We start from the raw sequence: 26063 nt of genomic DNA, 5'->3' as shown, positions 1-26063 counted from the left end.
AAAGGCATTGGCAAGTCTGTCGTAAAAAATGAAAGAGCTGGAGCTATTTGAAAGAAATTAGTCGGCTAATCAAATGTGATTTATGAGAAGTGAATTTTTTAGGATCGATATGCTCATTAAACCGAAAGCGTTTTAATTTCTTTGGCGAAGGCTCTGATATTTTTAGACAGGTGTGCCACAGCCTAGACTTTTTGGTTACTTTTTCGGCAATGGAAAAAGTAATGAGAGAAACTTATAATCTGCAGTAAACAATGCTTGGTCGAGCGTAGTCGAGACCTACTTGAACCTCCATAAAACAAGCCGCTTCGAGCGACAGCCTGCCTGCTGCAGGCAGGTCGAGAAGGAGCGATTCGTTTTAAAGAGAACTTGATATCTAAGATAACATTTAAACCACGTCTAGAAATGGCAGATTCACGACATTATACTTAGGATTATCAAAAGTCCAGATGAAAGCCGCTTCGAGCGACAGCCTGCCTGCTGCAGGCAAGTCGAGAAGGAGCGATTCGTTTCAAACAAAACCTATATAATTTGTTCTCCTATCAAACAATCAAAAACATCACTGATAATAATTCACCAACAAAGCCACTACATAACTATACGTACGCATACCATCCGGCTGATTGTTAGCTTGTAGATACGTATTGTAACTCGCTTGCGAGACCTTCTCGATTACATTATCATCATAAGGCTCCCAGAAATCATCCAGTTCCTTATAGTTTTGAAAAATACCTGGATAAATTTCTGTTTTAAGCAATTGAAAAGCAGCTGGGTCTTTTAGATATAAATCATTGAGACAGTAGCGTAAGGCAAAAATACAGGCACTGTATTGAAAGTAAGGATCCTCATGCTTCATTCCTGAAATGACCGCGATGAAATTAGCCTCATTTTCTTTGGCAAATCCCAATTGATGAGACATCTCATGCAAGATGAGCACCGGCGTTTTATAATTGTTGATATAACCATTGGTTTGCGCCTCGCCGGTAATGGGATTTAGATAACCGCTGTAACCCATGTAAGTTAATGGAAGCGTGAGCAAGGATTCCTTTATACTGCTTGGACCATAAGTCAACGCTGGATCGATACTTTTTAAATTTTCAAACGCCTCTGGAGCTAGTTCAAATAACTCATCTTGAGTTCGATGAAAAACAACAGCAAGCGAGTCATTGGTTTGTAGAGTTTGATGCAGCTTATTGGCAGTAAAAATCAACTTCCTATTGGTGCTGATGAGTTGTTCATCAGTGTATGTAGAATCTAATTCTAAAATCTCATTGAGAGGTTGGCGGTAATAATTAAAACCCCAAGCCATATGGAAGAAGAACAATACTAGGTTGACAGCCATGACCAGCTCTTTCAATTTTACAGCCAGCTTGAATTCTTTTCGCTTTTTAAAAAGTTCCAGAATAAATAAAATGACCCATCGCAACGCTAAAATGATCACGATGCCATAAACCAGATCACCAAAAGAAAACGGAATCCAACCCAATCCAAAACGCATGGCTCGGCCTATGTATGGATAAATTCCGGTGCTATACCATTCTTCAACGAATTCTGGGAAATGGCGTAGAGACCTATAATAAATAAGCTGGAGTATTAACAATCCAATAGATAAGACAAGCAACCACCATTTTTTCATACGGCTAAGGTATCAATAGGCTCAAAGATTCGCATGGGATAAAACTTATTTTCCCGAAATTAGCGCAAAATACAATTCAATGAACATCGTTTTAGCCGACTTCAATCTGCATACTCCACTATTGCCATTCACTTTTACGAGACCTACGTCGCACATCCGCTGCGGGATATTGACCATGGTAGAACGTTGGGAAAAATTCTTGGAACAAAAAGTCAGCTACCAAACAGAAGATTATCTGCAAACAAAATATCCACTCAAAGAAACAGCTGATAATCTAATCGTTGCAGGACATATTTTCGCCACTCAAAAACTGGCAGATAAGATATTAGAGCTAGAAATAGGGCAGAAGCTCATGGGCGGCAATCAAGTGATCGCCTACAGAGCCAAAGAAATTCACACACCAACTATTGAATTGACGCAAGTGCTTTTCACAGAAGAAGAAGTAGATGGAATTTTCCATACCTGGGACATTTTCTCTAAAAATGGAAAAGCCCTTCAAGCAGATTTTGATTTACTTACCACAGGAAGAAAAAGCCAACCTATTCCTGATTCTGTACAGACTGTAAATCCAGAGAATATATTCTTAGAAGAAGGTGCTATTGCCCAATTCTGTATATTAAATGCATCTACAGGACCTATTTATTTAGGTAAAGATACTGAGCTCATGGAAGGTTCAATCATTAGAGGATCCTTTGCTTTATGTGAGCATAGTGCTACAAAATTAGGAACCAAAGTATACGGACCAACGACTGTAGGACCACATTCAAAAATTGGTGGAGAGGTCAATAATTCGGTGATATTTGGATATTCCAACAAAGGCCACGAGGGATTTTTAGGGAATAGCGTGTTAGGCGAATGGTGCAACATAGGTGCAGACTCCAACACCAGCAACCTAAAAAACAATTATGCTGAAGTCAAACTATGGAGCTATGAAACCGGACGTTTTGCAAAAACCGGACTACAATTTTGCGGGCTCATGATGGGCGACCATTCTAAATGCGGTATCAATACCATGTTCAATACAGGAACCGTGATAGGAGTAAGTGCCAATATCTACGGCGCTGGCTATCCGCGTAATTTTATTCCCAGCTTTTCTTGGGGCGGCCCGCAGGGAACCATGACTTACAAAACAAATAAGGCTTATGAAGTCGCAGATGTGGTTATGAAACGACGTGGCCTATCGCTGGAACAAACTGACATTGACATTCTTGATGCGGTGTTTGAACAGACTTCAAAGTATAGGAAGGATTAGGGGTTTCATTTCCATATTGGGTAGAGTGTAGTCAAGATCATACTATCTCCAGTAAAGCTTGTTGCTACCAGATAGCTCTCGACTGCGCTCGAGCAGGCATCCGTATTTTGACACTCGGTTAGAAGCCAGCATTGGCAAAAGCTTGTCGTGAATTTTTACAGAGCTAGTGCTATTTATAAGAAATTTGTCGGCTAATTAATTGTTAGAACCAAGCACAAAGCATTTTAGGATCTTATAACTTATTCATTCAAACCTTATATACTTCTCACCACAAGCCTCGATACACTGATAATTGATGATTAATTCCTCAATGTCGGCATCATAAGAGTAGGTTGCCTGACAATCGCCTAGGGAGAAAGATTCATTGTCCGTATCCCAATCTGCGGTGCTGCCCTCTTGGAAATTATTTCCTGTACAAACATTTTCATTTGAGGTAACCGTTCCGTCAGTGTTGAATGTCATTGTTTTCTTACTGTTGACTCTATGAAAAGTCGCATTGCCATCGCCTATATCGCTCAATGATTCTACGTGGCGCCATGTTCCCACCAGCTCATTGGAAGTATTTTTGGTATTGTCACAAGAATTTACCGTGATCAATAAGAGAAGAAAACCTAATAATTTCATGGATCAATAATGTTTAAATAGGCGATTCTTAAATTCTATCGCGTTAATTGGTATTTTAGAGGCTCAGCATAAAACTATGAAATACCTACCAGCTATAACGTTCTATTGTCTTGTTTTTTGTACCGCTTTCGCGAAAGCGCAATCATCAACATCACCACAGCAATTCAAAGGCTTTTTCAACTTCACCTATGATGACAGCAAGGGAACCATCCTGCTCGAGGTCAAGGACTTAGATGAAGAATTTTTGTACGTTCACTCGCTATCCACAGGACTGGGATCCAACGATATAGGACTGGATCGTGGACAGTTGGGCGACGGCGTTGTGGTTAAATGGGTCAAAGCTGGCAACAAATTGCTACTCGTGCAACCCAACCAAAAATATCGTGCGATCACTGATAATAGCGAAGAGAAAAAGTCTGTGGAACAAGCCTTTGCGCGATCGATACTCTATGGATTTGAAATAGAGAAAGACAAGGACAAAAAATCCAGCGACGGCACTTACAACATTGATATCACCCCATTTTTAATGGAGGACGCACATGGCGTGGCTGACCGTCTCAAATCACGAAATGAGGGAACATATAAAATCGAAAAATCCCGCAGTGCGATCTGGATGGATAATACCAAAGCTTTCCCTAAAAACGTAGAATTTGAAGCGATGCTCACTTTTTCAGGTGAGCCCAAAGGCCGTAACCTTCGCAGTGTGGCACCAGATGCCAGCAGCGTGAGTGTGATACAACATCATAGTTTTGTAGAACTGCCAGATGATGGTTTTGAACCACGAGAGTTTCATCCACGATCTGGATCATTTTACACTAGTTATTTGGATTACAGCAGTGAGATAGGAACGCCTATGGAAAAACGATGGATCACTCGTCACCGTCTAGAGAAAAAGAATAAGCAAGCTAATAGGAGTGAGGCTGTAGAGCCTATAATTTACTATTTGGATCCCGGAACGCCAGAACCCGTGCGCAGTGCATTACTGGAAGGCACCAGCTGGTGGAATCAAGCCTATGAAAGTGCAGGATATATCAATGCATTCCAAGTAAAAATGCTTCCTGAAGGTGCAGATCCTATGGATTTGAGATACAATTTGATTCAATGGGTGCACCGCAGCACACGTGGCTGGAGTTATGGTGGTTCCATAACAGATCCACGAACGGGTGAGATATTGAAAGGTCACGTGAGTCTAGGAAGTTTGAGAATACGTCAGGATTATATGCTGGCACAAGGAATGCTGGACGCGCCTTTTGCCAATGGACAAGAATCTCCAGAGATGCTAAAAATGGCACTGGCTAGAATACGTCAACTGGGTGCTCACGAGGTAGGTCACACCTTAGGGTTTGCCCATAATTTTGCTGCAAGTGTGAGTGATCGCGCTAGCGTGATGGATTATCCGCATCCCAAGTATGAATTGGTTGACGGTAAGATATCCCTGGCAGATGCCTATGATACGGGAATAGGTGAATGGGACAAATTGACCGTCCTATATTCTTACGGTACGGCACCACAAGGAATGACTGAAAATCAATACCTACAGAGCATCATTAAAGCTGCCGAAGATCAGCAGCTTAAATTCATTAGCGACAGTGATGCCAGAGACAGCAGCGGTGCCAGTGCAGATGCACACCTTTGGGATGGCGGCGAGAATGCGGTGGAAGAACTTAACCGGATGATGAACATACGCTCCGTGGCGATGAATCAGTTCGGACTTGATAATATTCCAGAAGGCCAGCCACTTAGTGTTTTGGAAGATGTCTTTGTTCCCGTGTATTTCTCACACCGCTATCAGGTGGAAGCAGCGTCAAAATTAGTAGGCGGTATGCGATACAGCTATGCTATGAAAGGCGATCCAGAATTCGAGTATGTTCCAGAAAAAGAACAAAAACAAGCATTGGAAGCTTTGCTAAATACTATCGAAGTCGAGAATCTTACTATTCCAGAAAATGTTTTGGAATTGTTCCCACCAAGAGCTTATGGATACAATAGAGACAGAGAAAGCTTCAAATCAGAAACAGGAGTGGCTTTTGATCCAGTATCTGCCGCAGTAACGAGTGCAGAGGTGACTTTGGATTTCTTGCTGAATGCCACAAGATTGAATCGCATTGCCCAGCAAAACATCTACGGCAAGAACCTCGAACTGACCGAAATGATGAACGACATGACAGAAACGGTTTTTGAAAATTCCAGCGGAGAATATGAAAAACTGATTCAGCAGCGATTGAAGGAAATGTATGTGTCCAAATTACTTATGGCAAATAATTCAAGTTCGTTGAATGTCAATGTGAAGTCGGCTGTTTTATCAGAGATCAATACCGTAAAAAGTAAATTGAATAATTCCCGAAATGCTGAAGATCTAGTTTTGGCACAAATGATAAATAGAGCAGAAGAGCATCCAGAAACCATCAAGGAAATACCGGTTCAGAAAATTCCAGATGGAAGTCCTATAGGGAGTTGTGGGATGTAATTTGATTTAAAGGTCGTCGTTCTTTCCCCAAACCAACTGGACGATAACTATCGCTGCACAGATCAAAATTCCAAAGATGGAAACGCCTGTCCAGCCATAACTATCCCATGCGATAGATGCGCCCAATGTTCCCAATGCGCCACCGACGAAGAATCCAACCATGTAGATCGTGTTGATTCTATTTCTGGCATCTTTATTTTTTGAAAAAATGATGTTCTGATTCGTAATGTGAAGTCCTTGCATTCCCAAATCAATGAGAATGACACCTATAATCAAACCTATAAGCGAATCCCCAGAAAAAAAGAAAAGGATCCAAGAGACCAATAAAATAGCACTTGCCACCAAGATGATATAATATTTGTTGATCCTATCGTTGAGCTTTCCAGTGACTGTTGCTGCCAGCGCACCTACGATTCCTATCAACCCAAAATAACCAGCGACATCACTTCCATAATTAAAGGATTCTTCCAGCAGGAAAACGAGCGTTGTCCAAAATACGCTTATCGCAGCAAAACCCAATCCGCCGCGCAGCGCGGCAACTCTTACGGTTGGTTCTGTTTTGAAATAATGTGCAATAGATTTGAATAAACTCCAATAGCTGCCTTGATAGGTAGGATTCAATTTTGGCAACTTATAGTGGAGTAGGATAAATAGTAGAACCATTAATCCTGTAGCTACATAAAATATCGCTCGCCATCCATAATATTCTCCAACTACACCACTAAGCGTACGGCTTCCCAATATACCAATGAGTAGGCCACTCATAACGATCCCAATTGCACGACCTCTATGCGCTTCTTCTGATAATCTGGCTGCCATGGGAACAAATAACTGTGGAATGACTGAAGCAAATCCTATAACGAAGCTACTGGCGATTAGAACATAAATGTTATTTGCTAAGGCTGTAACTAGCAACGAGATGATCAAGATTAGGAAATCGTATTTTAGAATCAGTTTGTTTGAAAACTTATCTCCCAAGGGTATGATAATCAACAATCCCACGGCATAACCCAATTGTGTAGCCAGCGCCACATTACTTGCTGATGCTTGGGAAACATCTAAATTTTGGGCAATCAGATTAAGTAGCGGCTGATTGTAGTAGATGTTAGCCACCACTAATCCAGCAGATATACTCATCAAATAGAGTACAGTATTGGATAGTTTTGGTTCGGCAGTTGGATTTTCACTCATGACCCGCAAAATTCCGTTGTTTTAGAACGGCGAGTTGGTAAGATTAAGTGAAATTATCAATTATGATTACACATTGCCATAACGAGATCTCTGACTGCAACTTTCATAGCATACAAAGGGAGAACTCTAGTGCTGAAGCTATTTTTAGAACCCAAATTTGTAGCGAAACTTTCATATCTACCATTGAGCATTTGATAATTTAATTCTATATCTGAGTTTACTTTATAGTAATCCTTTTTACCAATTACAGTGGCTATTCTAAGGTTTGCCTTGGCAATATTTTCATCAGTAAAACCTAGCTGGTTTACTAATTTAATTTCAACGTCCGTGATGCTATTAATTTCATTCACAACTTCTATGAAATCAGCTTTTAATTCTGCAAATTCCTTAGGTGTTAGAGGTCTACTAGGCGCTGTATTATATAAACTTAGATAATCTGTGGGTCTGGTTTCATCAATGCTTATCCATATCTCCTTGTCACATTTTAAATCTTCAAATATCCTTTCAGTATTACCTCTTGAAGCGCTACAACTGGCCATTAAAAAAACAAGCAATAGAAAAGAAAGTTTGATTATACCTTTTATCATTTTAATAATTTATTTAATAGCGGCTTCAGCACATCGCTCACCATCCATCGCGGCACTAACGATACCACCAGCATAACCGCCACCTTCACCGCATGGGAAAAGATTGGAAATTTGCGGGTGTTCCAATGTATCATTTCTGGGAATTTTTACTGGTGAGGATGTTCGGGATTCAACGCCTACAATATTAGCCTCGTTCGTATTGTAACCGTGCATTTTGTGACCAAAGGCAGCAAAGCCTTTTCTCAGTCGGCTACCTAGATGTTTGGGCAATAAGCTATGCAGTGGCGCGCTCAATAATCCTGGCTGGTATGAACTTTCATTTAGACTTGTTGAAAGTTTGCCGTCCACAAAATCGGTAAGGCGTTGTGCTGGTGCGGTTTGGGATTTGCCACCAGCTGTGAAGGATAAATTTTCCAAACTTTTTTGAAATTCTAATCCAGCGAGTGCGCCGTGATGTGCAAAGGATCTCAAATCTTCATCTGCATTGATTTCTACAACAATGCCACTATTTGCAAATTTGTTGTTTCTGCGGGATGGCGACATACCGTTGACGACGACCTCGCCAGCTTCAGTGGCTGCTGGGACAATAAAACCACCAGGACACATACAGAAGGAATACACTCCACGACCTTTTACCTGTTGTACCAGACTATAAGCAGCAGCAGGCAAAACATCAGGTCGCTCCATCCCACAATTGTACTGGATGGAATCTATGATGTGTTGTGGATGCTCCACACGCACGCCCATTGCAAATGATTTGGCCTCAATAGCAATTTCCTTTTTACGCAACAATTCAAAAATATCCCTAGCGGAATGTCCCGTTGCAAGAATCACCTTATCGACACTCATTTCCTTTCGATCATCCAGAATGAGTGCAGTTATTTGATTTTGGTTGAGGATAAAGTCGGTCACTTTGGTTTCAAAATGAATCTCGCCGCCATAGTTGAGGATCGTCTCGCGTATACGCTGAATGATTTTAGGAAGTTTATTCGTTCCTATATGAGGATGTGCATCTACCAATATTTCATTGGTTGCACCGTGGAAAACGAGGTTTTCAAAAATGCGTCTCACGTCACCGCGTTTCAAGCTGCGTGTGTATAGCTTACCATCACTATAGGTTCCTGCGCCACCTTCACCAAAGCAGTAATTGGAATCAGCATCTACCACATGATCTTGATTGATAGCCTTGATGTCCCGGCGTCTTTTTTGAACGTCTTTACCACGTTCGAGAACAATGGGTTTAAAACCTAGCTCAATACAACGCAGCGCTGCATACATTCCCGCAGGACCAAAACCTATGATATGAATTTCCTTAGCCTTAGAAATATCCTGATAATCAAAATGATATTCAGATTCTTTGGGAAGCTCTTCATTGATATAAACGGCTAGTTTATAATTGAACACTACCACTTTCTTGCGAGCATCAATCGATTTGCGTAAAACCACAACTCCTGTAATCTTAGAAATATCCTCACCTAAGAATAAAGCAGCTCTCCGTCTAATATCTGGATCCTGTTGCTCTTCTGGTAAGGTAACCCGCAGTTGTATTTCTTTGATCATGGGTCAAAGTTAGGGTATAACCAGCTCAAAATTGGTGTGACTTATTTCCTTAATGATTAGGTTTTAAATTAAAAAAGGATACCTGTAAAATGATGTTTAGTTGTTACGCTTTCGCGAAAGCGAACTAAATCAAGCACTCTACAGATATCCAGCACTATAGGCTAATTTAAAATTTACCCTTTCAACAAATAAAATTTTAGTGCTTCATAGCAAAGACTTTTGAGGTTAGTTTTAATTGAGTTATTAGATATTAAGGCGCTTCAAATCTTATGTCATCTATGAAGTAGATGTCCGTCGTTGAAGTGTTTGTTTCTCCAGCGTTGAAGAATAGAACAAGTGCATCGTTCGCATCACCAATCGCATCGCTGAAATCAAAACTTAATTCTGTCCATTCTCCAGTTACAGTTATGTCTGCAAAGACCTCTAATGGTGTGCCACCTTCAAGTTTTGCCAGCACAGGTACAGGAACTTTTGCATCCTCAAAATTGATTTGGTAAACTCGCTATAATCGACCGTAAACCTTATTTTTAGTATCATGAAATCAATTTTACTTTTTCTCGCTTGTAGCTTGACTATCCACGCTCAAGACAATTACTTCCCACAACGCCATGCAGATTGGGAACAAATTTCTACAGATGATGCTCAGATAGATGCAAAGAAGCTGGAAGATGTTATCGCTTTCGCGAAAGCGAATGAATATTCAGGCTCTAGAGATTTACGAATTGCCATCCTCGACGGATTCAAAACCGAACCCTTCCATGAGATTCAAGGCCCAACCAAAAAGCGTGGTGGTCCAGTAGGTATGATTCTCAAAAAAGGAAAGTTGGTCGCCAGTTGGGGCGATACCAAGAGAGTGGACATGACTTTTTCTGTTACCAAAAGCTTTCTATCAACCGTTGCAGGTATCGCTGTGGATAAAGGTTTAATCAAGAGCGTTAATGATACGGTCGCAAATTATGTATGGGATGGTACCTTTGCGGGTAGACAGAACAGCCAGATTACCTGGAGTCAATTATTGCAACAAAATAGTGCCTGGCAGGGAACGCTTTACGGCGGTAAGGATTGGGCAGACCGTCCACCTCGTGATGGCGATATCGATGACTGGCAGTACGCACAACCTGCACAGCCAGGAACGATAATGGAATACAACGATGTGCGTGTCAATGTTCTAGCTTACAGTTTACTGCAGGTTTTTAGAGAGCCATTACCTCGAGTGCTCAAGAAGAATATCATGGATAGGATAGGAGCATCAACGACCTGGCGCTGGTATGGTTATGACAACGCATGGGAGACTATTGATGGCTTACAAATGAAGAGCGTGACTGGTGGCGGCCATAGCGGTGCTGGAATGTTTATCAATACAGAAGATATGGCACGTTTTGGTTTGTTATTCCTCAATAATGGCCAATGGAATGGAGAGCAACTTATTTCTAAGGAATGGATTGAAATGGCTACAACTCCTTCAACACCAGAACCTAATTATGGTTTCATGTGGTGGCTCAATGCAGATGGACGTCGCCAGTGGGATGGCGTGGATCAAGATGTTTTTTATGCGGCAGGTTTTGGAGGTAATTTTATCGTCATCGACCGTAAAAATGATCTAGTGGTCGTGACGCGATGGTTGGAGCCTAATAAAATAGGAGAGTTCATGAAATTATTGAATACAGCGTTTTAGTTCGCTAACTAGTATGGTCTTCCATGATATCGTTTTCATGGCTTTCCTGATCTCGATATGTCATTAATATATAAACCAAAAAGGAAAGAACGATTCCAGCTAGGATGAACTCTGCTTTTGGTAATAAAAGTGATACTCCAGCTATTGCAAGGACAACGGCAGTTCTAATAATTCTACTTTTCATATACTGCGGTCTGTTGATGGCATAGGCAGTTTGTTTACCCACATAGAGCAATATCATTCCAGATATCGCCATGATTCTAAAATCATATAGATCCAGATCGTTGAGAATGGCATGTCTAATAGTATTTGCTAGAACTGAAAAGGACATGAATACAAATAACTGGGAATAAATAATACCAGTACCATATTTATCCCTGCCACTTTCTATAAGAAATCTTAAGGAGCCAAAGTATATCCACCAAATCATCGCTATGATGGAAAATCCTAGAATTCCCGCGGTGATATTCATGGGAGCCCATTCCACTTTGGTGAGCCCATAGGACAGACTTATTACAGATTCTCCCAGCAATACGATAGCGAGTAGGCCTATGCGTTCTACCAAATGTTCCTTATTAACAGGTTGGGTGGCCTTGCTTGCATTCAATGCCGTCTGGATAATCACGATCTCAAGAATAATACTTATCACTAGAACAATAGCAGCTATTTCATAATGCAAAAAGATGCCTGAAAGCGCCAGTAAGGTGCCGCCTATTATTGCAGCCACAATCCTCTTGCTTATTTCCCTGTCATTGACAGCCATGATGTCTGTAATGTAAATCACGGCAGCACATAATTTCACGATTCCATAAATTATAAGAAAAGTAACGTGATCGTTTTCTATGCCTTCGTTTAGGGTCGTGGACAAGATTATCAGCAGGAACATCAATAGCAATGTCAATACCTTGTGCAGAGTTCGATCGCATTTAATACGATTGGAGAAAGACGTGTGCAATGTCCATACCCACCAGAATGGAAGGAACAAAACAACAAATGTAACCGCGGTCTCTAGCGATATGAAAGATTGATCAGTTTCTGCAAGAATGTGAGTCACTTTACCTAGAGCAACCACAAAAATCAGATCAAAGAAGAGTTCGAGCCAGGTGGCCTTTCTATTTTCCATTTAAAATAATATCAAAACTTAATGTTGGATAAAGCATTTCTTAATTTAATAATTGTGATTGTAGTGGATTTCGCTTTCGCGAAAGTGAACAGCCAAAACCTAAAGATCGCTGTTTTAACTTAGTTAAATTGAGTAATCAAAGGAGACAGGCACTAGCTACTAAAAAATCATTACAAATATCGTTGCCGGACCAACTCCTCATTAACAAAAAAAGTCCCTTCACAAGGAAAGGACTTTTGGTTACTTATATACGGTTAAGAATTAATCATCCTTGACGTCATAGCGATCAAGCATCATTACTTTATCCCAAGCCTTGACAAAATCTTGAACAAACTTTTCTTGTGCGTCATCAGCAGCATAAACTTCTGCGATGTTGCGCAATTGTGAGTTCGAGCCGAAGATCAAGTCACAGCGAGTAGCGGTGTATTTGGTAGATCCGTCTTTGCGGTCATTGATATCAAACAATAGTTTACTGGAGCTTTTAGGCTTCCACTCGTAATCCATACTCGTCAGCACCTGGAAAAAGTCGTTTGTCAACTGACCTGGACGTTCTGTAAAAACACCATGTGCAGAATGATCATAGTTCTGACCCAATACTCGTAGACCACCAGTCAATACCGTCCATTCTGGAGCTGATAGATTCAATAGATTAGCGCGGTCCATAAAGATTCTTTCTGGATTTACTCGATAACCTACACCGTTATTGTGGTAATTTTTAAACCCGTCAGAAACTGGTTTGAGCCAGTCAAAACTTTCCACATCGGTTTGATCTTGAGTGGTATCCATTCTTCCTGGAGTAAACGGAACTTTGATGGCATTACCACCATCTTTTGCCGCTACTTCGATTGCAGCACATCCGCCAAGGACAATAAGGTCAGCTAGGGAAACTTTTTTGTTTCCTACTTGTGGACTATTGAAATCATTTTTGATGACTTCTAGAGCACCTATCACTCGGTTTAATTCCTCAGGTCGATTCATTTCCCAATCCTTCTGTGGTTGCAGGGCTATTCTCGCACCATTAGCACCACCACGTTTGTCAGAATGGCGATAAACAGAAGCTGCAGACCATGCCGCAGAAACCAACGCCGAAATACTCAGACCTGAATCTAAAATTCTTTTTTTCAACTCATCTATATCTGCATCATTGATCAATTCATGATCGCAAGATGGCACTGGATCTTGCCACAAGAAATCCTGTTCAGGCACTTCAGGACCTAGATATCGGTCTTTAGGACCCATATCGCGGTGTGTTAGTTTGTACCAGGCTTTCGCAAATGCCTGAGTGAAATAATCAAAATCATTCATGAACTTCTCACAAACCTTGCGATAGGCAGGATCTACCTTTAAAGCAATATCTGATGTCATCATCATCAAATCGTCCATTTTTCCATCAATGTGTGCATCTGGAGTTTTAGGAGCATTGGGATCTGTAGGCGTCCACTGACCAGCACCTGCTGGACTTTTCTTTTGATGCCACTCAAACTTGAATAAGTTGGTCAAGTAGTCATTATCCCATTGAGTAGGATTGGGAGTCCATGATCCTTCAATACCATTGGTACTTGTGTATTCTGCGTTTCCTGTTCCTACTGGATTGTGCCATCCAAAGCCTTGCTCCTCTATTGAAGCAGCTTCTGGGGCAGCACCTATTTTAGCAGCAGGCACGGCACCATGGCTTTTCCCAAAGGCGTGTCCACCAGCTACTAAAGCAACTGTTTCTTCATCATCCATCGCCATACGCTTGAATGATTCTCTGATATTACGAGCAGAATCCATTGGATCCATGTTACCGCCAGGTCCTTCTGGATTTACATAAATTAAATTGGAATGAGTCGCCGCCAGCGGATTCTCTAAATCATGGTATTCTTCTTTTGGTCCACCTACCCAGCGCAATTCTGGACTCACCATCTCATCGGGATGACCTAAGCGATCTGTGGATCTTGGATGTTCATCAAATGGTTTTCCATCCCAGAATTCAGGACCCCAGTACGTGCTGCGATCTGGTTCCCAAGCATCACGACGACCACCAGCAAAACCTAAGGTTGGGAAATTCATTATCTCCAAAGAACAGTTACCGGTAAGTACAATCAAATCTGCCCATGAAAGAGCAGCACCATATTTTTTCTTTATTGGCCAGATCAATCTTCTGGATTTATCAATGTTTCCATTGTCCCACCACGAATTGATAGGAGCAAAACGCTGCATAGCTTGTCCAGCACCACCACGACCATCTGCTATTCGGTATGTACCGGCACTATGCCAAGCCATACGTATCATCTGTGGTCCATAGTTGTTATAATCTGCCGGCCACCAGTCTTGTGAGCTAGTAAGTGCTTCCTTAATATCTTTTTTCAACTGTTCATAATCAAGGCTGTTGAATGCCTTTTTATAATCTTCATCGCTTAATGGATTTGCAATAGGTTGGTCATGGTGCAACATGCTTACTTGCAAACGGTTGGGCCACCAATCATCTGATAATGGCGGTGTTCCCATCGCGCCACCTATGCGTGTGCCTCTAAAGGGACATTTTTCTAAATTCTCTGGGTTATCTATGTATTTCATTTAAAGTTTTTTCAATTAGTAAAAGCATTAGGAAATGATTTATACTTCAACCTGTTCGGAGATATAGTAAAAATCTTACGCCTTTAGTAAAATTAGCGGATCAATGGAAGACTAAAAATCTTGAAATGCCAAATTTGAATTAAAACCTCGCATCTGAGTGCTTATCGAGAAATTTTAGTGTTGAAAATATAGTTTTATGCAGTAATCAAACGTATGAACAGAATTATTAAAAATAAGTCATTGGCAGTATAAATATATCTTTATCTACAAAGCATTAGAGCTTAAAACAAATAAGCCCTATGCTCATTATCGAAACAAAGGACTTAAAATCTATTCGATTTAATTAATACTCCATTCCATGCGGGTTAATCACAAATTTCTTTGCAGCACCACTATCAAAATCGGCATAGCCTTTAGGTCCATCTTCAAGGCTTATGACTTGGACATTTACCGCTTCGGCTATTTTGATTTTATCATGCATAATGGCTTGCATTAAGTTGCGATTGTATTGCATAACAGGACATTGTCCTGTATGGAAGTGGTGGGATTTTGCCCAACCTAATCCTATTCTAATGCTTAAACTACCAGCTTTGGCCGCTTCGGTTTTTGCTCCTGGATCTCCAGTAACGTAAAGTCCAGGAATACCTATGCCACCTCCAGCTCTTGTAACCGTCATAGCGTCATTAAGAACTGTTGCTGGTTGCTCTTCTGCATTTTGTCCGTGACCTTTTGCCTCAAAGCCGACGCAATCCACGGTACAATCAACCTCGGGAATACCTAATATTTGCTCGATTTGCTCACCAAGAGTCGCGTCCTTTCTCAAATCCACAGTCTCACAGCCAAAGCTTCTGGCTTGTTCTAAACGCTCGGGAATCATGTCACCAACAATTACCACTGCTGCACCGAGTAAATGACAGGAAGCAGCACAGGCAAGACCTACTGGGCCAGCTCCTGCCACATAAACTGTTGCTCCAGGTTTTACACCAGCGGTCACAGCACCATGATATCCAGTAGGAAGAATATCAGAAAGCAAAGTCAAATCGCGAATCTTTTCCATCGCAGCATCTTTGTTTGGCAGCTTCAGAAGATTAAAATCTGCATAAGGAATCATTACATATTCTGATTGACCACCTAACCATCCACCCATATCAACATATCCATAAGCTGCTCCTGGTCGCTCGTCATTGACATTAAGACATATGCCCGTTTGTTGTTCTTTACAATTGCGACATCTTCCGCAAGCGATATTAAATGGCACAGATACAAGATCTCCTATATCCATAAATTCTACATCACGTCCCTTTTCAATAACCAACCCAGTGATTTCATGACCAAGAATGAGACCCGAAGGCGCAGTGGTTCTACCTCTAACCATGTGTTGATCACTACCACAAATATTTGTTGCTACTACTTTGAGAATAACGCCATGATGACATTTACGATCTCCCAACGCTAGCTTAGGATAGCTAATATCTTGAACTTCTACTACACCTGGTTTGATGTAGACTATACCTTTATTAGTTGCCATATTTTAATTTTTAAATGTGAAAAATGCGACGACTATCGTGCATTAAAGTGATAAAACTTATGAGATCGCTTTTGTTCCAGCCTCGGCTACAGTATGGTCATTTTCTACAGAACTTCCACTCACGCCGATAGCGCCAATAATGTTACCAGAAGCATCTTTCACAGGGATACCTCCGGGAAAAGTTATAAGTCCTAAGTTGGAGTGTTCTATATTGAATAGTGGTCCACCGGGCTGTGAAAGTTCCCCTATTTGCCCTGTATTCATATCAAAGAAGCGAGCGGTTTTAGCCTTTTTAATGGATATATCTAAAGATCCTAACCAGGCGCCATCCATTCTTGCAAACGCAATAAGATTTGCACCAGAGTCTACCACTGCAATATTCATTTTTGTATCTATTTCAGTGGCTTTAGATTTTGCACTTGAAATCATTTTTTCTGCCTGGGCTAGTGTAATGTTCATAATCTGTTGTTTTAAAAGTTATTGATCCTTTAAAATTAAGATTAAGGATGACTGATTACTTATGAATTAAGGTCATAAATTTATGAAAAAAGGTCAATTAAAGAGATGTAGATATGACAGTACATCAAATTTCTGAAGGGCTACATCCAAATTTATTTTTAAAAGCAGTACTGAAATTAGACAAATTGTTATAACCATAATCTAGATAAATATCAGAAGGTTTTACTTCCTTATTTTCCAGAGCTTCCTTTGCTTTGTTTAATCTTTGAGATTGAATCCATTTGCCTGGTGATGTACCGTATTCACTTATAAATTTGCGTTTGAAGGTAGATAAACTCATGTTGCATAAAAATGCGATTTCCTCAAGTTTCAAGTTAAAATGAAGTTTTGCTTCCACGATTTTTTTGAATGGAGAAACTTCTTTAAGAATCAAAGAATGTAAATATTTTTCGAAAGCACTGCCGTATTTATTTATCAAATAGAGTAGCAATTCATCAAATTTTGTAGACAGAAGGTTTTGTTTTAAAGAATTAGGTAGTTTTCCAATCTCTGATAATGAATTTAGGTAAGAAATAATATAGTCATCATTACCTATAATAAAATAGGGTAGCGATGATTCTGCGGATTGCTGTTTTTTACAATTTTTGGCTAAGAATTCTTTGATTCTATCTTGAGAGAAGAAAAGCAATTTACAATAATAGATCTCTTCAGTTTCTAAAAGTTCTGTCCACAACCAATTTCCTTTTTTTAAAAGTAATGATTGGTCTTTATTTACCGCGACCGAATTCCCTGGGAAATGAATCTGTTTCTTACCAATCTGTAAAAAGCTGAACATGTTCATTCCAAGATTCACTTTACTCTTAACCACATCATTTGTCATTTTGAAATCATAAACAAACAAGTCTGGTTCACTTGCTTTATTGTTAAGATAGATTTCAGGAATATTGGCTATGGACATAAATAGATAAAGCTAAATTAATTGAGGTTTAGAAAATTTTCAGACTTAATTAAAGTCTAGAACAACTTTTTCCTCATGGAAAGAATCCCGATGGAACAACCCGTAAAGACCATTATCATAACTAAACCGATGGTGGTTTGCCCATAAATTAATTTACCTATGGCAAAAAGCAAACTATAAACTCCGGCAACACCTAAAAGAAACGCAATGGTTTTATACTGAAAGTTGTGAAACTTGGACTCATTGCCAAAAATTGCCTTATCAAAAGCCGCTAGCTTATACTTGCCGCTGGGTTGGGTGAAAAACGTAACGGTGAGCCAGGCGATACTTGTGACCAGTACATTTAGACAAATCTTCTCATATCCAGCCATATCTGGAAATAGTGCACCATCCAGTCGTGCATTAATGAAGAATGCTATCGCCATGAGAAATGACACTAGCATTGCAGTAATCTCAGACCATGGATTGATGCGGTACCAGAACCATCGCAGGATAAATAACAACCCAGAACCTGCACCTATCTGTATGACGAGGTCGAAAGCATCTTTTGCCTCTTCCAGTACCAGCGCCAGCAACCCTGCAAGTACCATCATGATAATAATGGATATACGACCGGTAATAATCTTTTGCTTTTCGCTCGCTGTTTTGTTGATGAACCTGGCGTAGAAGTCATTGACAATGTAGCTGGAACCCCAATTGAGGTGCGTTGAAATCGTACTCATAAAAGCAGCCACTAATGACGTGACTACAAGTCCCAAAAGACCGGCTGGCAAAAACGTCAACATAGCTGGGTAACTTAGGTCGTTTTTAATGAATTGGCTGCCTAGATTAGGAAAAGCTGTTGCTAACGCGTCAAGATTAGGGTAGATAATTAAGGAAGCCAGACCTATAATGATCCACGGCCATGGTCTCAATGCATAATGTGCCAGATTAAAGAAAAGTACCGCCCAGGTGGCATTCTTTTCATCTTTGGCCGCGAGCATACGCTGTGCAACGTAGCCACCGCCACCAGGTTCGGCGCCTGGATACCAGGTGCTCCACCATTGAACAGCAATGGGAATGATGAAGATTCCCATGAGTAGATCTGTATTTGAAAAGTCGGGTAGGAGGTTGATCTTATCTGCCACGTTGGGATGTGTGATAAGATTTTGCATACCGCCTATTTGCGGTAGGTCTAAAATGTAAACCGTTGCCCAGATAGAACCTACCATGGCAATAATGAACTGAATAAAATCTGTAATAAGAACACCTTTCAAACCACCTAGAAGCGAATATGCCACCGTCACCACACTTGCAATGATTAAAGTGCGTCCAGCGGTAAACCCAAACATCACGTGACCTATTTTAATCGCTGCTAGACAGACGGTTCCCATGATGATAACGTTGAAGATCACACCTAGATAAATCGCACGAAATCCTCTCAAAAATGCCGCACTCTTACCATCATATCTCAACTCATAGAATTCGAGATCTGTAGTAATACCACTACGGCGCCACAATCTTGCATAGAAGAAAACGGTCAGCATTCCTGTAAGCAAAAAAGCCCACCATTCCCAGTTTCCTGCGACACCAGTTGTTCTAACGATTCCCGCCACAAGGTTAGGAGTATCTGCTGCAAAGGTGGTAGCTACCATGGATACACCCAGTAACCACCAGGGCATATTACGACCAGAAAGGAAAAAGGAGTCGGCACTTTTGGAGCTTTTGCGGGAAACGACTATTCCCACCACTAGCGAAATCACAAAAAATCCAATGATTATTGCGAAATCAACAAATTCTAATACCATAAACAGGAAACTTATTAACTATAACGTTTTAGTTGCGTTGAATAGCTAAATATAATGAGATTTATATGCCAGAAACGTCATTCTTTAATAGATTAGCTAGGAATTTATCAAAAACTAATGACAAAAAACATTCAGAAGATAGGAGTAATGACTTCTGGTGGTGATTCACCAGGTATGAACGCAGCAATACGTTCTGTAGTGCGTACGTGTGCCTATCACAAGCTAGAATGCATAGGAATATATAGAGGATATCAAGGGTTGATTGAAGGAGATTTTAAGCCCATGGATGCTCGTAGTGTGAACAACATCATCAATAAAGGTGGTACTATCTTAAAGAGTGCGAGATCTAAGGAATTTAGAACTAGAGAAGGTCGTGATACCGCTTTCGCGAAAGCGAAACAACAAGGACTTGATGCAATAGTAGTCATAGGTGGTGATGGTAGCTTTACAGGAGCCATGATATTCTCAGAGGAGAATGATTTCCCGGTGATGGGAATTCCAGGAACTATCGATAATGATATTTATGGAACCTCATCTACTTTGGGATATGATACTGCGATCAATACGGTAGTTGAAGCGATTGACAAAATCAGGGATACCGCAAGTTCTCATAACCGACTTTTCTTTGTTGAAGTTATGGGACGTGACGTAGGGAATATTGCCCTTAACGCTGGCGTTGGAGCAGGAGCAGAAGAGATCTTGATACCTGAAGAAAACCTGGGAAGAGACAGATTGCTCGAGAGCTTGAAACGTAGCCGTAAATCTGGTAAATCATCCAGTATCGTAGTAGTGGCAGAAGGCGTGGAGAGCGGCGAAAATGTATTTGCCCTTAAGGATTATGTGGAAGAAAATCTTCCAGAATATGAAGTACGTGTTTCCGTTTTGGGACACATGCAGCGTGGTGGTTCTCCATCCTGCTGGGATCGTGTGCTTGCGAGCCGCATGGGTGTGAAAGCCGTAGAAAGCCTAATGGAAGGCGATTATAATAATATGGTGGGAATTCAGGACACAAAAATTGTCCTTTGTCCGCTGGAGAAAGCAGTAAAAGGTAAAACAGACATTGATAAAGAATTGATAAGAGTAAGTGATATTATGACCACATAAAATGGTTATGATTTTAAGGTTATCTTGTAAATCAATGAAAATAGATTAATAAAAATGACTGCCTAGAGCAGCAACTAATAATTAAAGATTAATAACATGAGTAAGAAATTGAGATTAGGAATTAACGGATTTGGACGCATAGGACGCATCGTTTTTAGAGCAACACTAGAACGTGAGAACGTAGAGGTGGTAGCGATCAATGATCTTGTAGATGTAGAGCAACTTGCCTACCTATTGGAATATGATTCCGTTCATGGACGTTATGGTGGTACGATCGAGATCAAAGATGGAAATCTTATCATCGATGGTGTACACGTAAGAGTAACTGCAGAGCGTGATCCAAAAAACCTTAAATGGGATGAAGTAGATGTTGACGTTGTTGCAGATTGTACAGGAATCTTCACAGATCTTGACACGGCACAAGCTCACATCGATGCTGGTGCTAAGAAAGTAGTAATTTCTGCTCCTTCTAAAACGGCTCCTATGTTTGTTATGGGCGTTAACGATTCAGAATTGACCGCAGATCACAAGATTGTTTCAAATGCATCGTGTACGACCAACTGTCTTGCACCTATGGCTAAAATTCTTGAAGACAACTTTGGTATTGAAGAGGCATTGATGACTACCATCCACGCAGCTACTGCTACACAAGCAACGGTTGATGGACCTAGTAAAAAGAACTATAGATTAGGAAGAAGTGCGATGAATAATATCATCCCAACTTCTACAGGTGCTGCGGTTGCGGTAACTAAGGTACTTCCTGCTTTGAAAGGTAAATTGACTGGAATGGCGTTCCGTGTTCCAACGGCAGATGTTTCTGTGGTGGATCTTACCGTGAAACTTTCTAAGGATACCTCATTGGAAGAAATTAATTCCGCTTTCGCGAAAGCGGCATCAGGAGCAATGAAAGGTGTTGTAGGTTATACAGATGAGCCTGTTGTTTCCCAAGATTTCGTAAGTGATGCAAGAACCAGTATCTACGATGCTGGAGCAGCGATAGAGCTTAATCCATCCTTCTATAAGTTGGTGAGCTGGTACGACAATGAATTCGGTTATTCCAATAAATTAGTAGACCTAGCTGAAAAAGTAAATTCACTATAATAATTACTAAAAAGGCTGTTGGAATTTGATCTAACAGCCTTTTTTGTATCTTGAAACCAACAAAACCATTACCATGATATTATTAACTGACAGTGGATCAACAAAATGTGATTGGATAGCCTTATCTGATGATGGCGAGCAATTGTTTAAGGCTCGTACAAGAGGTATGAATCCAGCTATTCTATCTGTGGAAGATTTACAACAGCGATTAGAAGAAAGTGAGGATCTAGTAAAAAACAGAGACAAAGCCACCAAGGTCTATTTCTATGGAGCTGGTTGCGGTACTGAAAAACCTAGAATGGCGCTTCAAGCTTTGTTAACCACCTATTTCAAGAATGCTGATGTTGTGGTAAAAGAAGATACTGCCGCCGCTGTATATGCCGCGGTAGGCGATGAGCCAGGTGTGGTATGTATTCTGGGAACTGGATCCAATTGTTGTTATTCAGATGGTAAAAAATTGCATCAAAAGGTAGTCTCGTTAGGATATACCTTAATGGATGAAGCCAGTGGGAACTGGTATGGAAAGGAACTGATAAGAGATTACTATTTTAAAAACATGCCAGAGAATTTGAGAAAGGAATTTTCTGCAGCTTATGATATGAGCGATGATCATATCAAGTATAATCTATACAAGCAACCTAATCCAAATGCTTTCCTCGCAGGACATGCTGAATTTATATTTCAACATCTTGATGAGCGTTATATCAAAAAATTACTACGCCGTGGCCTACGTAAATTTTCTAGGAACATGATCTTACAGTTTCATGAAGAAATTAAATCCTGTGAAGTTCATTTCGTAGGAAGTATTGCACACTTTGCAAAAAGTCGTATTCAGCAAGTGGCAGAAGAATTTGATTATGAAGTTGGAAATATTGTTAGAAGACCCATTGATGGTCTCGTAGAATACCATCGTAGCAAGTTGAATGCCTAGTGAAATTTAATGTACTCGATTTGGAAATTGAAATCGGCTGCATTTTTACTTGATGCTAGGATATTGTATCTCTTAATCGCATTCAATATCGTGTTTAACTTAGGCTTGCGCGTGAGATATTTTGTATGGGTATTGTAAATTTTGAAATCTTCCATTTCAAGGTGCATTGTTCGCCATTTATTAGCTACAATATCAATTTCTATGCTTAGTTTATCTTCCTGCCATGCAGGATTATGTTCTAATTGAAAGTGGTATGGCTGACCGTCTGTCTTTATTTTAAGCTCAATGAATTTATAGTCACTTAAATCATGCTGCTCTTTTTTGGAGCGCAACCCAGCCCAGCCATGATCTAGCGTAGGTTTTAATGTACCGGTAAACTCTAAAAACTCTTCGTGATGAATTATTTCACCTTTAGATAACCCACCAACTACCTCATCTGTGTATTTTGACCAGGTAAGATTTTCTCTTTGGTCTCCGAATAATAGAATATCTGGTTTGGTTGAGTGCATAAGTGTTTTAGAAGGTCTACTTAATATAGTATTCCTTTAGGTATAACTACCATTTTTGAATATAGAATTCTGAATTTTGGGAAGTACTGTTAAAAACGAAATATAACACTCTTTCCTTATCTAGTAATTCCATCTGGAATAAGAACGTGGTATTCTCTAACTTTCTGTAATCAATATCATTTACAATCCACTGTGGATATCCCATAACTTGATTGATTATAGGATTACCGACTAATTCTTGCTTCGTCTTTTTATACAACGTCCACGGTTGACCTGAAGCCATTTTCACGAGTTGCCTATGTTTCTCAAGATCTAGATGAATCAAGGATTCCCACATAGGAAGTGATGGTATTTCTTTCAGGTCGACATCAGGTTTTCGTTCTTCTAAGATGAGCTGCACATTTGACTCATGCTTTTCCAATTGTTCTAGATTAATGTAAAGGTGTAAAATATGATTGGGATGATAGTAGGATTTGTAATAAGGAACTGATTTGCCTTTATTATTATACAATTTTTGTAATCCAGTTGGAGCTGGAGCCTGTTCCAGCGAATATGCTTTTTTAATTAAGGGAGAAATCAACTTTTTTGACTCTTCAAGTTGTTGAGCAGAAATTTGAGCCTCTGTATCTCTTGATTTCATCAGCTCTTCATAATATGTTGAGGAGCGTCCCATGATATTTTGTAAAAATTTCCACATAAATGAAATATACGATATAGGTTGATGTAATGTTGTTCGCCTAGTTTAATCTTAAGAAGACAAAATTAAAATACCCATTTCTGATTAAGAAATGGGTATTTGAAAATGTGTTCAAATTTTGTTTTGACTATTCAGCGGTATCTGTTGCGTTTTCCTCATCAGATTCTTCAGGTTCATTCTCTCTTTCCAATTGACGCTGTAGAATATTGAGTTGCTTTTGCTTCTCCTTTATAATATCCAGCTCCTTTTGTAATGCTGCGATATTCTTGCGTTGTTGTACTAAAAAAGGATTCTTATCATCCTTTGCATTGATGAATTGCAGGTTGTTTTCCAACTGTCGCATCTCATCCTGAATCTCATCTCTACGCTTTCTTAAATAGAAACGTTCGTTTTTGAAATCCCTTTCATCACCTTCTTTAAGGCTATCCAGTTTATTGTTGTACTTCAACATTTCAGCATCGACTGCAGTCATTCCAGCTGCGATAAATTTGGCTTTTACAAGCTTTTCAAACTTATCTTGAATCTGTCTCTTGGAATGTGGAACACGACCTATGGCAGACCATTCCTCCATTAAAGCCTCGACTTGAGATTTCATTGCTTCCTGATCATCTTGAGGTAAAAGATCCTTGATTTTATCGTAGACTTTTAATTTGGCTTCATAATTAGCTACCTCTTCTTTACTTTCTGCATTCCGCTTTGCGTTCTTTTGATCAAAGAATGAATTACAAGCTTTCTGGAATCGTTTCCAGATCTTGTCACTATCTTTTCTAGGTACATGACCTATGGTCTTCCATTGCGCCTGTATGCGCTTCATCGTATCCAGGGATTCCTGAAAGTTACCGGCTTCAGCGTGTTCTTCTGCAATCTTGACGAGTTCCATTTTCTTGTCTAGATTATCCTGCTGCTCTTTTTTCAAGCCTTTGTAATAATCATTCTTGACTTTGTTGAACTCACGAGTCACACCGCGGAATTGATTCCAAAGCTCATTATTGACTTTTTTAGGAGCACCACCTGTAGTAGTGAAAAGTTCACGTAAGGCATTCACCTCTTGCAAACTGTCCTGCCAGGCCTTATGACTATCGCCACCACGATTAACGATCATTTCAATTTCTGCAATGATGTTCTCCTTAATGGTTTGGTTGGTGGCTGCTTGCTTATCGCGCTCTGCATAATATGCCTGTCTGCGATCGTGAATAACATCAGATGCTGCTTTGAATTCTTCCCAGATAGGGTCTCGCATTTCCTTAGCTACTGGTCCAGTATCTTCCTTCCACATGCGGTGAAGTTCCTGTAACTCACGTAAGGCTTTATGAACATTGGGTTCATCAGCTAGTTCTTTTGCTCTGGCAATGATTTTATTGTGAAATTCAAGGTTGCGTTCAAAATCCTTGTCTCGCAGTTCCTTACTTAAAGAAATATAATCGTAGAAGTTTTGCACGTGCAAACGATAATCTTCCCATACGATATTATAAGCATCATGCGGGATACTTCCCGTATTTTTCCAATCATCTTGTAGCTGATTGAATTTTTTGAACGTAGTACCTATATTTTCTTCTTCATCAATCAGGTTTTTAATCCCTTCAATGATGGAGCGTCGCTTCTCTAGGTTCTGCTCTTTTTCCTTTCTTACCTGACGTTGGAATTCGCCGCGTTGCTTGCGATATAAGGCGTGCAAGTCTTTGAACTCTCTACTTTCCTTGTTATCATAGTTGAAGTCTGCAGTGCGTTCTTCTTCTGGAAGTTCTTTCTGTCCTTTATCAAAAGCCTCTTTCTGTTCTGCTTGTAGATCTTTGTCCTTCTGTTCAAAGGCCTTTTCAATTTCTCTTACAGGCTCCTTGATTTTGTTGATGGGATATTCCTGCATCAAGTTGCGCAATTCTTTGGTTAGAACTGCAATAGACATCTCGTTATAATCTTTTTGGTCAGGTGACTTGCGCTTGTTGTCATCATCGCCATCGATGTCGTCATCCTCGTCGTCATCAGACTCTTCATCATCATCCTCGTCCTCATCCACATCAACGATGGGATCCACAGTACTTTCTACTTTTTTCTTTTCTTCAATGATCGCATCCTCGTGGGCATCATCATCATCGTTTTCTTGAGACTTTGTAGTATTGTTACCTTTCTTTGTTTTTTCCTCTGACTCTTTTTCAACCTCGATATGCTCTTGGTCCTTAGTAGATTCAGATTCTTGAATCATCGCATCTTCATGCGTGTTGTCCTCCAGGTTTTCGTTGGCAGGTTTTGTTGATTTTCCGTCTGCTTTTTTAGGCAGGTTATCATTCGTTTCCATGTAATGGTTTTAAAAAGTAGGCAAG

Annotated in this window: 21 protein-coding genes; 6 read left to right on the top strand and 15 right to left on the bottom strand. The window is 40.2% G+C overall.

What is annotated here, in order from left to right; genetic code table 11:
• Nucleotides 1-556: 556 nt before the first annotated feature.
• On the bottom strand, nucleotides 557-1633 hold the full coding sequence (locus BLO34_RS05095) for a DUF3810 domain-containing protein (protein WP_090753152.1): 1077 nt from the start codon (nucleotides 1631-1633) through the stop codon (nucleotides 557-559).
• A 79-nt stretch (nucleotides 1634-1712) separates the two neighbouring features.
• Between BLO34_RS05095 and BLO34_RS05090 the strand changes: the two genes are divergently transcribed.
• Nucleotides 1713-2885 (top strand): GlmU family protein, encoded by a 1173-nt coding sequence (locus BLO34_RS05090; protein ID WP_090753151.1) that lies wholly within the window; start codon nucleotides 1713-1715, stop codon nucleotides 2883-2885.
• Between the two features lie 243 nt (nucleotides 2886-3128).
• Here the strand turns inward: BLO34_RS05090 and BLO34_RS05085 are convergent, their stop codons facing one another.
• Nucleotides 3129-3509 (bottom strand): glycoside hydrolase family 43 C-terminal domain-containing protein, encoded by a 381-nt coding sequence (locus BLO34_RS05085; RefSeq protein ID WP_090753149.1) that lies wholly within the window; start codon nucleotides 3507-3509, stop codon nucleotides 3129-3131.
• A 76-nt stretch (nucleotides 3510-3585) separates the two neighbouring features.
• On the opposite strand from BLO34_RS05085, the gene BLO34_RS05080 reads away from it, so the two are divergent.
• Nucleotides 3586-5976 (top strand): zinc-dependent metalloprotease, encoded by a 2391-nt coding sequence (locus BLO34_RS05080; protein ID WP_090753148.1) that lies wholly within the window; start codon nucleotides 3586-3588, stop codon nucleotides 5974-5976.
• 6 nt (nucleotides 5977-5982) lie between these two features.
• Here the strand turns inward: BLO34_RS05080 and BLO34_RS05075 are convergent, their stop codons facing one another.
• From BLO34_RS05075 to BLO34_RS05060, 4 genes are all read right to left on the bottom strand, one after another.
• Entirely contained in the window at nucleotides 5983-7167 is a 1185-nt protein-coding gene (locus BLO34_RS05075; protein WP_090753146.1) for an MFS transporter, read from the bottom strand.
• A gap of 56 nt (nucleotides 7168-7223) precedes the next feature.
• On the bottom strand, nucleotides 7224-7754 hold the full coding sequence (locus tag BLO34_RS05070) for a hypothetical protein (RefSeq protein WP_157686686.1): 531 nt from the start codon (nucleotides 7752-7754) through the stop codon (nucleotides 7224-7226).
• Nucleotides 7755-7763: 9 nt separating this feature from the next.
• On the bottom strand, nucleotides 7764-9314 hold the full coding sequence (locus BLO34_RS05065) for an NAD(P)/FAD-dependent oxidoreductase (RefSeq protein ID WP_090753143.1): 1551 nt from the start codon (nucleotides 9312-9314) through the stop codon (nucleotides 7764-7766).
• A gap of 250 nt (nucleotides 9315-9564) precedes the next feature.
• Entirely contained in the window at nucleotides 9565-9771 is a 207-nt protein-coding gene (locus BLO34_RS05060; protein ID WP_090753142.1) for a hypothetical protein, read from the bottom strand.
• 78 nt (nucleotides 9772-9849) lie between these two features.
• Here BLO34_RS05060 and BLO34_RS05055 point away from each other — a divergent pair, with 78 nt between their 5' ends.
• The gene (locus BLO34_RS05055; protein WP_090753140.1) at nucleotides 9850-10989 is read left to right on the top strand and encodes a serine hydrolase domain-containing protein; all 1140 of its coding nucleotides are present in this window, start codon (nucleotides 9850-9852) and stop codon (nucleotides 10987-10989) included.
• Between the two features lie 4 nt (nucleotides 10990-10993).
• Here BLO34_RS05055 and BLO34_RS05050 read toward each other — a convergent pair whose 3' ends face one another.
• From BLO34_RS05050 to BLO34_RS05025, 6 genes are all read right to left on the bottom strand, one after another.
• Complete coding sequence (locus BLO34_RS05050) at nucleotides 10994-12112, bottom strand: low temperature requirement protein A (protein ID WP_090753138.1); 1119 nt, start codon at nucleotides 12110-12112, stop codon at nucleotides 10994-10996.
• Between the two features lie 261 nt (nucleotides 12113-12373).
• Nucleotides 12374-14671 (bottom strand): catalase/peroxidase HPI, encoded by a 2298-nt coding sequence (katG, locus tag BLO34_RS05045; RefSeq protein WP_090753137.1) that lies wholly within the window; start codon nucleotides 14669-14671, stop codon nucleotides 12374-12376.
• Nucleotides 14672-15014: 343 nt separating this feature from the next.
• Nucleotides 15015-16199 (bottom strand): formaldehyde dehydrogenase, glutathione-independent, encoded by a 1185-nt coding sequence (gene fdhA / locus BLO34_RS05040; RefSeq protein ID WP_090753135.1) that lies wholly within the window; start codon nucleotides 16197-16199, stop codon nucleotides 15015-15017.
• 57 nt (nucleotides 16200-16256) lie between these two features.
• Nucleotides 16257-16658, bottom strand: a complete 402-nt coding sequence (locus BLO34_RS05035) for a GlcG/HbpS family heme-binding protein (RefSeq protein WP_090753134.1) — start codon at nucleotides 16656-16658, stop codon at nucleotides 16257-16259.
• A gap of 124 nt (nucleotides 16659-16782) precedes the next feature.
• Nucleotides 16783-17616: a helix-turn-helix domain-containing protein gene (locus BLO34_RS05030; protein ID WP_090753132.1), complete on the bottom strand. Its 834-nt coding sequence runs from the start codon at nucleotides 17614-17616 to the stop codon at nucleotides 16783-16785.
• A gap of 56 nt (nucleotides 17617-17672) precedes the next feature.
• The gene (locus tag BLO34_RS05025; protein WP_090753131.1) at nucleotides 17673-19403 is read right to left on the bottom strand and encodes a sodium:solute symporter family protein; all 1731 of its coding nucleotides are present in this window, start codon (nucleotides 19401-19403) and stop codon (nucleotides 17673-17675) included.
• A gap of 117 nt (nucleotides 19404-19520) precedes the next feature.
• On the opposite strand from BLO34_RS05025, the gene pfkA reads away from it, so the two are divergent.
• From pfkA to BLO34_RS05010, 3 genes are all read left to right on the top strand, one after another.
• Complete coding sequence (gene pfkA, locus BLO34_RS05020; RefSeq protein ID WP_090753130.1) at nucleotides 19521-20507, top strand: 6-phosphofructokinase; 987 nt, start codon at nucleotides 19521-19523, stop codon at nucleotides 20505-20507.
• A 96-nt stretch (nucleotides 20508-20603) separates the two neighbouring features.
• Entirely contained in the window at nucleotides 20604-21608 is a 1005-nt protein-coding gene (gap, locus tag BLO34_RS05015; protein ID WP_090753128.1) for a type I glyceraldehyde-3-phosphate dehydrogenase, read from the top strand.
• 73 nt (nucleotides 21609-21681) lie between these two features.
• The gene (locus BLO34_RS05010) at nucleotides 21682-22539 is read left to right on the top strand and encodes an N-acetylglucosamine kinase (protein WP_090756451.1); all 858 of its coding nucleotides are present in this window, start codon (nucleotides 21682-21684) and stop codon (nucleotides 22537-22539) included.
• Here BLO34_RS05010 and BLO34_RS05005 read toward each other — a convergent pair.
• From BLO34_RS05005 to BLO34_RS04995, 3 genes are all read right to left on the bottom strand, one after another.
• Nucleotides 22536-23048 (bottom strand): CIA30 family protein, encoded by a 513-nt coding sequence (locus tag BLO34_RS05005; protein WP_090753127.1) that lies wholly within the window; start codon nucleotides 23046-23048, stop codon nucleotides 22536-22538. The two genes, BLO34_RS05010 and BLO34_RS05005, sit on opposite strands and share 4 nt — an antisense overlap.
• Before the next feature lie 46 nt (nucleotides 23049-23094).
• Nucleotides 23095-23745 carry a hypothetical protein gene (locus BLO34_RS05000; protein WP_090753125.1) on the bottom strand — a complete coding sequence of 217 codons (651 nt, stop codon included), beginning with the start codon at nucleotides 23743-23745 and terminating at the stop codon, nucleotides 23095-23097.
• A gap of 127 nt (nucleotides 23746-23872) precedes the next feature.
• Complete coding sequence (locus BLO34_RS04995; protein WP_090753123.1) at nucleotides 23873-26038, bottom strand: DUF349 domain-containing protein; 2166 nt, start codon at nucleotides 26036-26038, stop codon at nucleotides 23873-23875.
• Nucleotides 26039-26063 lie beyond the last annotated feature (25 nt).

Source organism: Nonlabens sp. Hel1_33_55 (genome assembly GCF_900101765.1).
Taxonomy (GTDB): domain Bacteria; phylum Bacteroidota; class Bacteroidia; order Flavobacteriales; family Flavobacteriaceae; genus Nonlabens.
The sequence above is the reverse complement of the archived record's forward strand: the minus strand, read 5'-3'. Positions and strand labels throughout refer to the sequence as shown.

Excerpts from the sequence above, each read along its gene's own strand:
- BLO34_RS05095 (WP_090753152.1), bottom strand. The coding sequence starts at position 1,633 with ATGAAAAAATGGTGGTTGCTTGTCTTATCTATTGGATTGTTAATACTC.
- BLO34_RS05090 (WP_090753151.1), top strand. The coding sequence starts at position 1,713 with ATGAACATCGTTTTAGCCGACTTCAATCTGCATACTCCACTATTGCCA.
- BLO34_RS05085 (WP_090753149.1), bottom strand. The coding sequence starts at position 3,509 with ATGAAATTATTAGGTTTTCTTCTCTTATTGATCACGGTAAATTCTTGT.
- BLO34_RS05080 (WP_090753148.1), top strand. The coding sequence starts at position 3,586 with ATGAAATACCTACCAGCTATAACGTTCTATTGTCTTGTTTTTTGTACC.
- BLO34_RS05075 (WP_090753146.1), bottom strand. The coding sequence starts at position 7,167 with ATGAGTGAAAATCCAACTGCCGAACCAAAACTATCCAATACTGTACTC.
- BLO34_RS05070 (WP_157686686.1), bottom strand. The coding sequence starts at position 7,754 with ATGATAAAAGGTATAATCAAACTTTCTTTTCTATTGCTTGTTTTTTTA.
- BLO34_RS05065 (WP_090753143.1), bottom strand. The coding sequence starts at position 9,314 with ATGATCAAAGAAATACAACTGCGGGTTACCTTACCAGAAGAGCAACAG.
- BLO34_RS05055 (WP_090753140.1), top strand. The coding sequence starts at position 9,850 with ATGAAATCAATTTTACTTTTTCTCGCTTGTAGCTTGACTATCCACGCT.
- BLO34_RS05050 (WP_090753138.1), bottom strand. The coding sequence starts at position 12,112 with ATGGAAAATAGAAAGGCCACCTGGCTCGAACTCTTCTTTGATCTGATT.
- katG (WP_090753137.1), bottom strand. The coding sequence starts at position 14,671 with ATGAAATACATAGATAACCCAGAGAATTTAGAAAAATGTCCCTTTAGA.
- fdhA (WP_090753135.1), bottom strand. The coding sequence starts at position 16,199 with ATGGCAACTAATAAAGGTATAGTCTACATCAAACCAGGTGTAGTAGAA.
- BLO34_RS05035 (WP_090753134.1), bottom strand. The coding sequence starts at position 16,658 with ATGAACATTACACTAGCCCAGGCAGAAAAAATGATTTCAAGTGCAAAA.
- BLO34_RS05030 (WP_090753132.1), bottom strand. The coding sequence starts at position 17,616 with ATGTCCATAGCCAATATTCCTGAAATCTATCTTAACAATAAAGCAAGT.
- BLO34_RS05025 (WP_090753131.1), bottom strand. The coding sequence starts at position 19,403 with ATGGTATTAGAATTTGTTGATTTCGCAATAATCATTGGATTTTTTGTG.
- pfkA (WP_090753130.1), top strand. The coding sequence starts at position 19,521 with ATGACAAAAAACATTCAGAAGATAGGAGTAATGACTTCTGGTGGTGAT.
- gap (WP_090753128.1), top strand. The coding sequence starts at position 20,604 with ATGAGTAAGAAATTGAGATTAGGAATTAACGGATTTGGACGCATAGGA.
- BLO34_RS05010 (WP_090756451.1), top strand. The coding sequence starts at position 21,682 with ATGATATTATTAACTGACAGTGGATCAACAAAATGTGATTGGATAGCC.
- BLO34_RS05005 (WP_090753127.1), bottom strand. The coding sequence starts at position 23,048 with ATGCACTCAACCAAACCAGATATTCTATTATTCGGAGACCAAAGAGAA.
- BLO34_RS05000 (WP_090753125.1), bottom strand. The coding sequence starts at position 23,745 with ATGTGGAAATTTTTACAAAATATCATGGGACGCTCCTCAACATATTAT.
- BLO34_RS04995 (WP_090753123.1), bottom strand. The coding sequence starts at position 26,038 with ATGGAAACGAATGATAACCTGCCTAAAAAAGCAGACGGAAAATCAACA.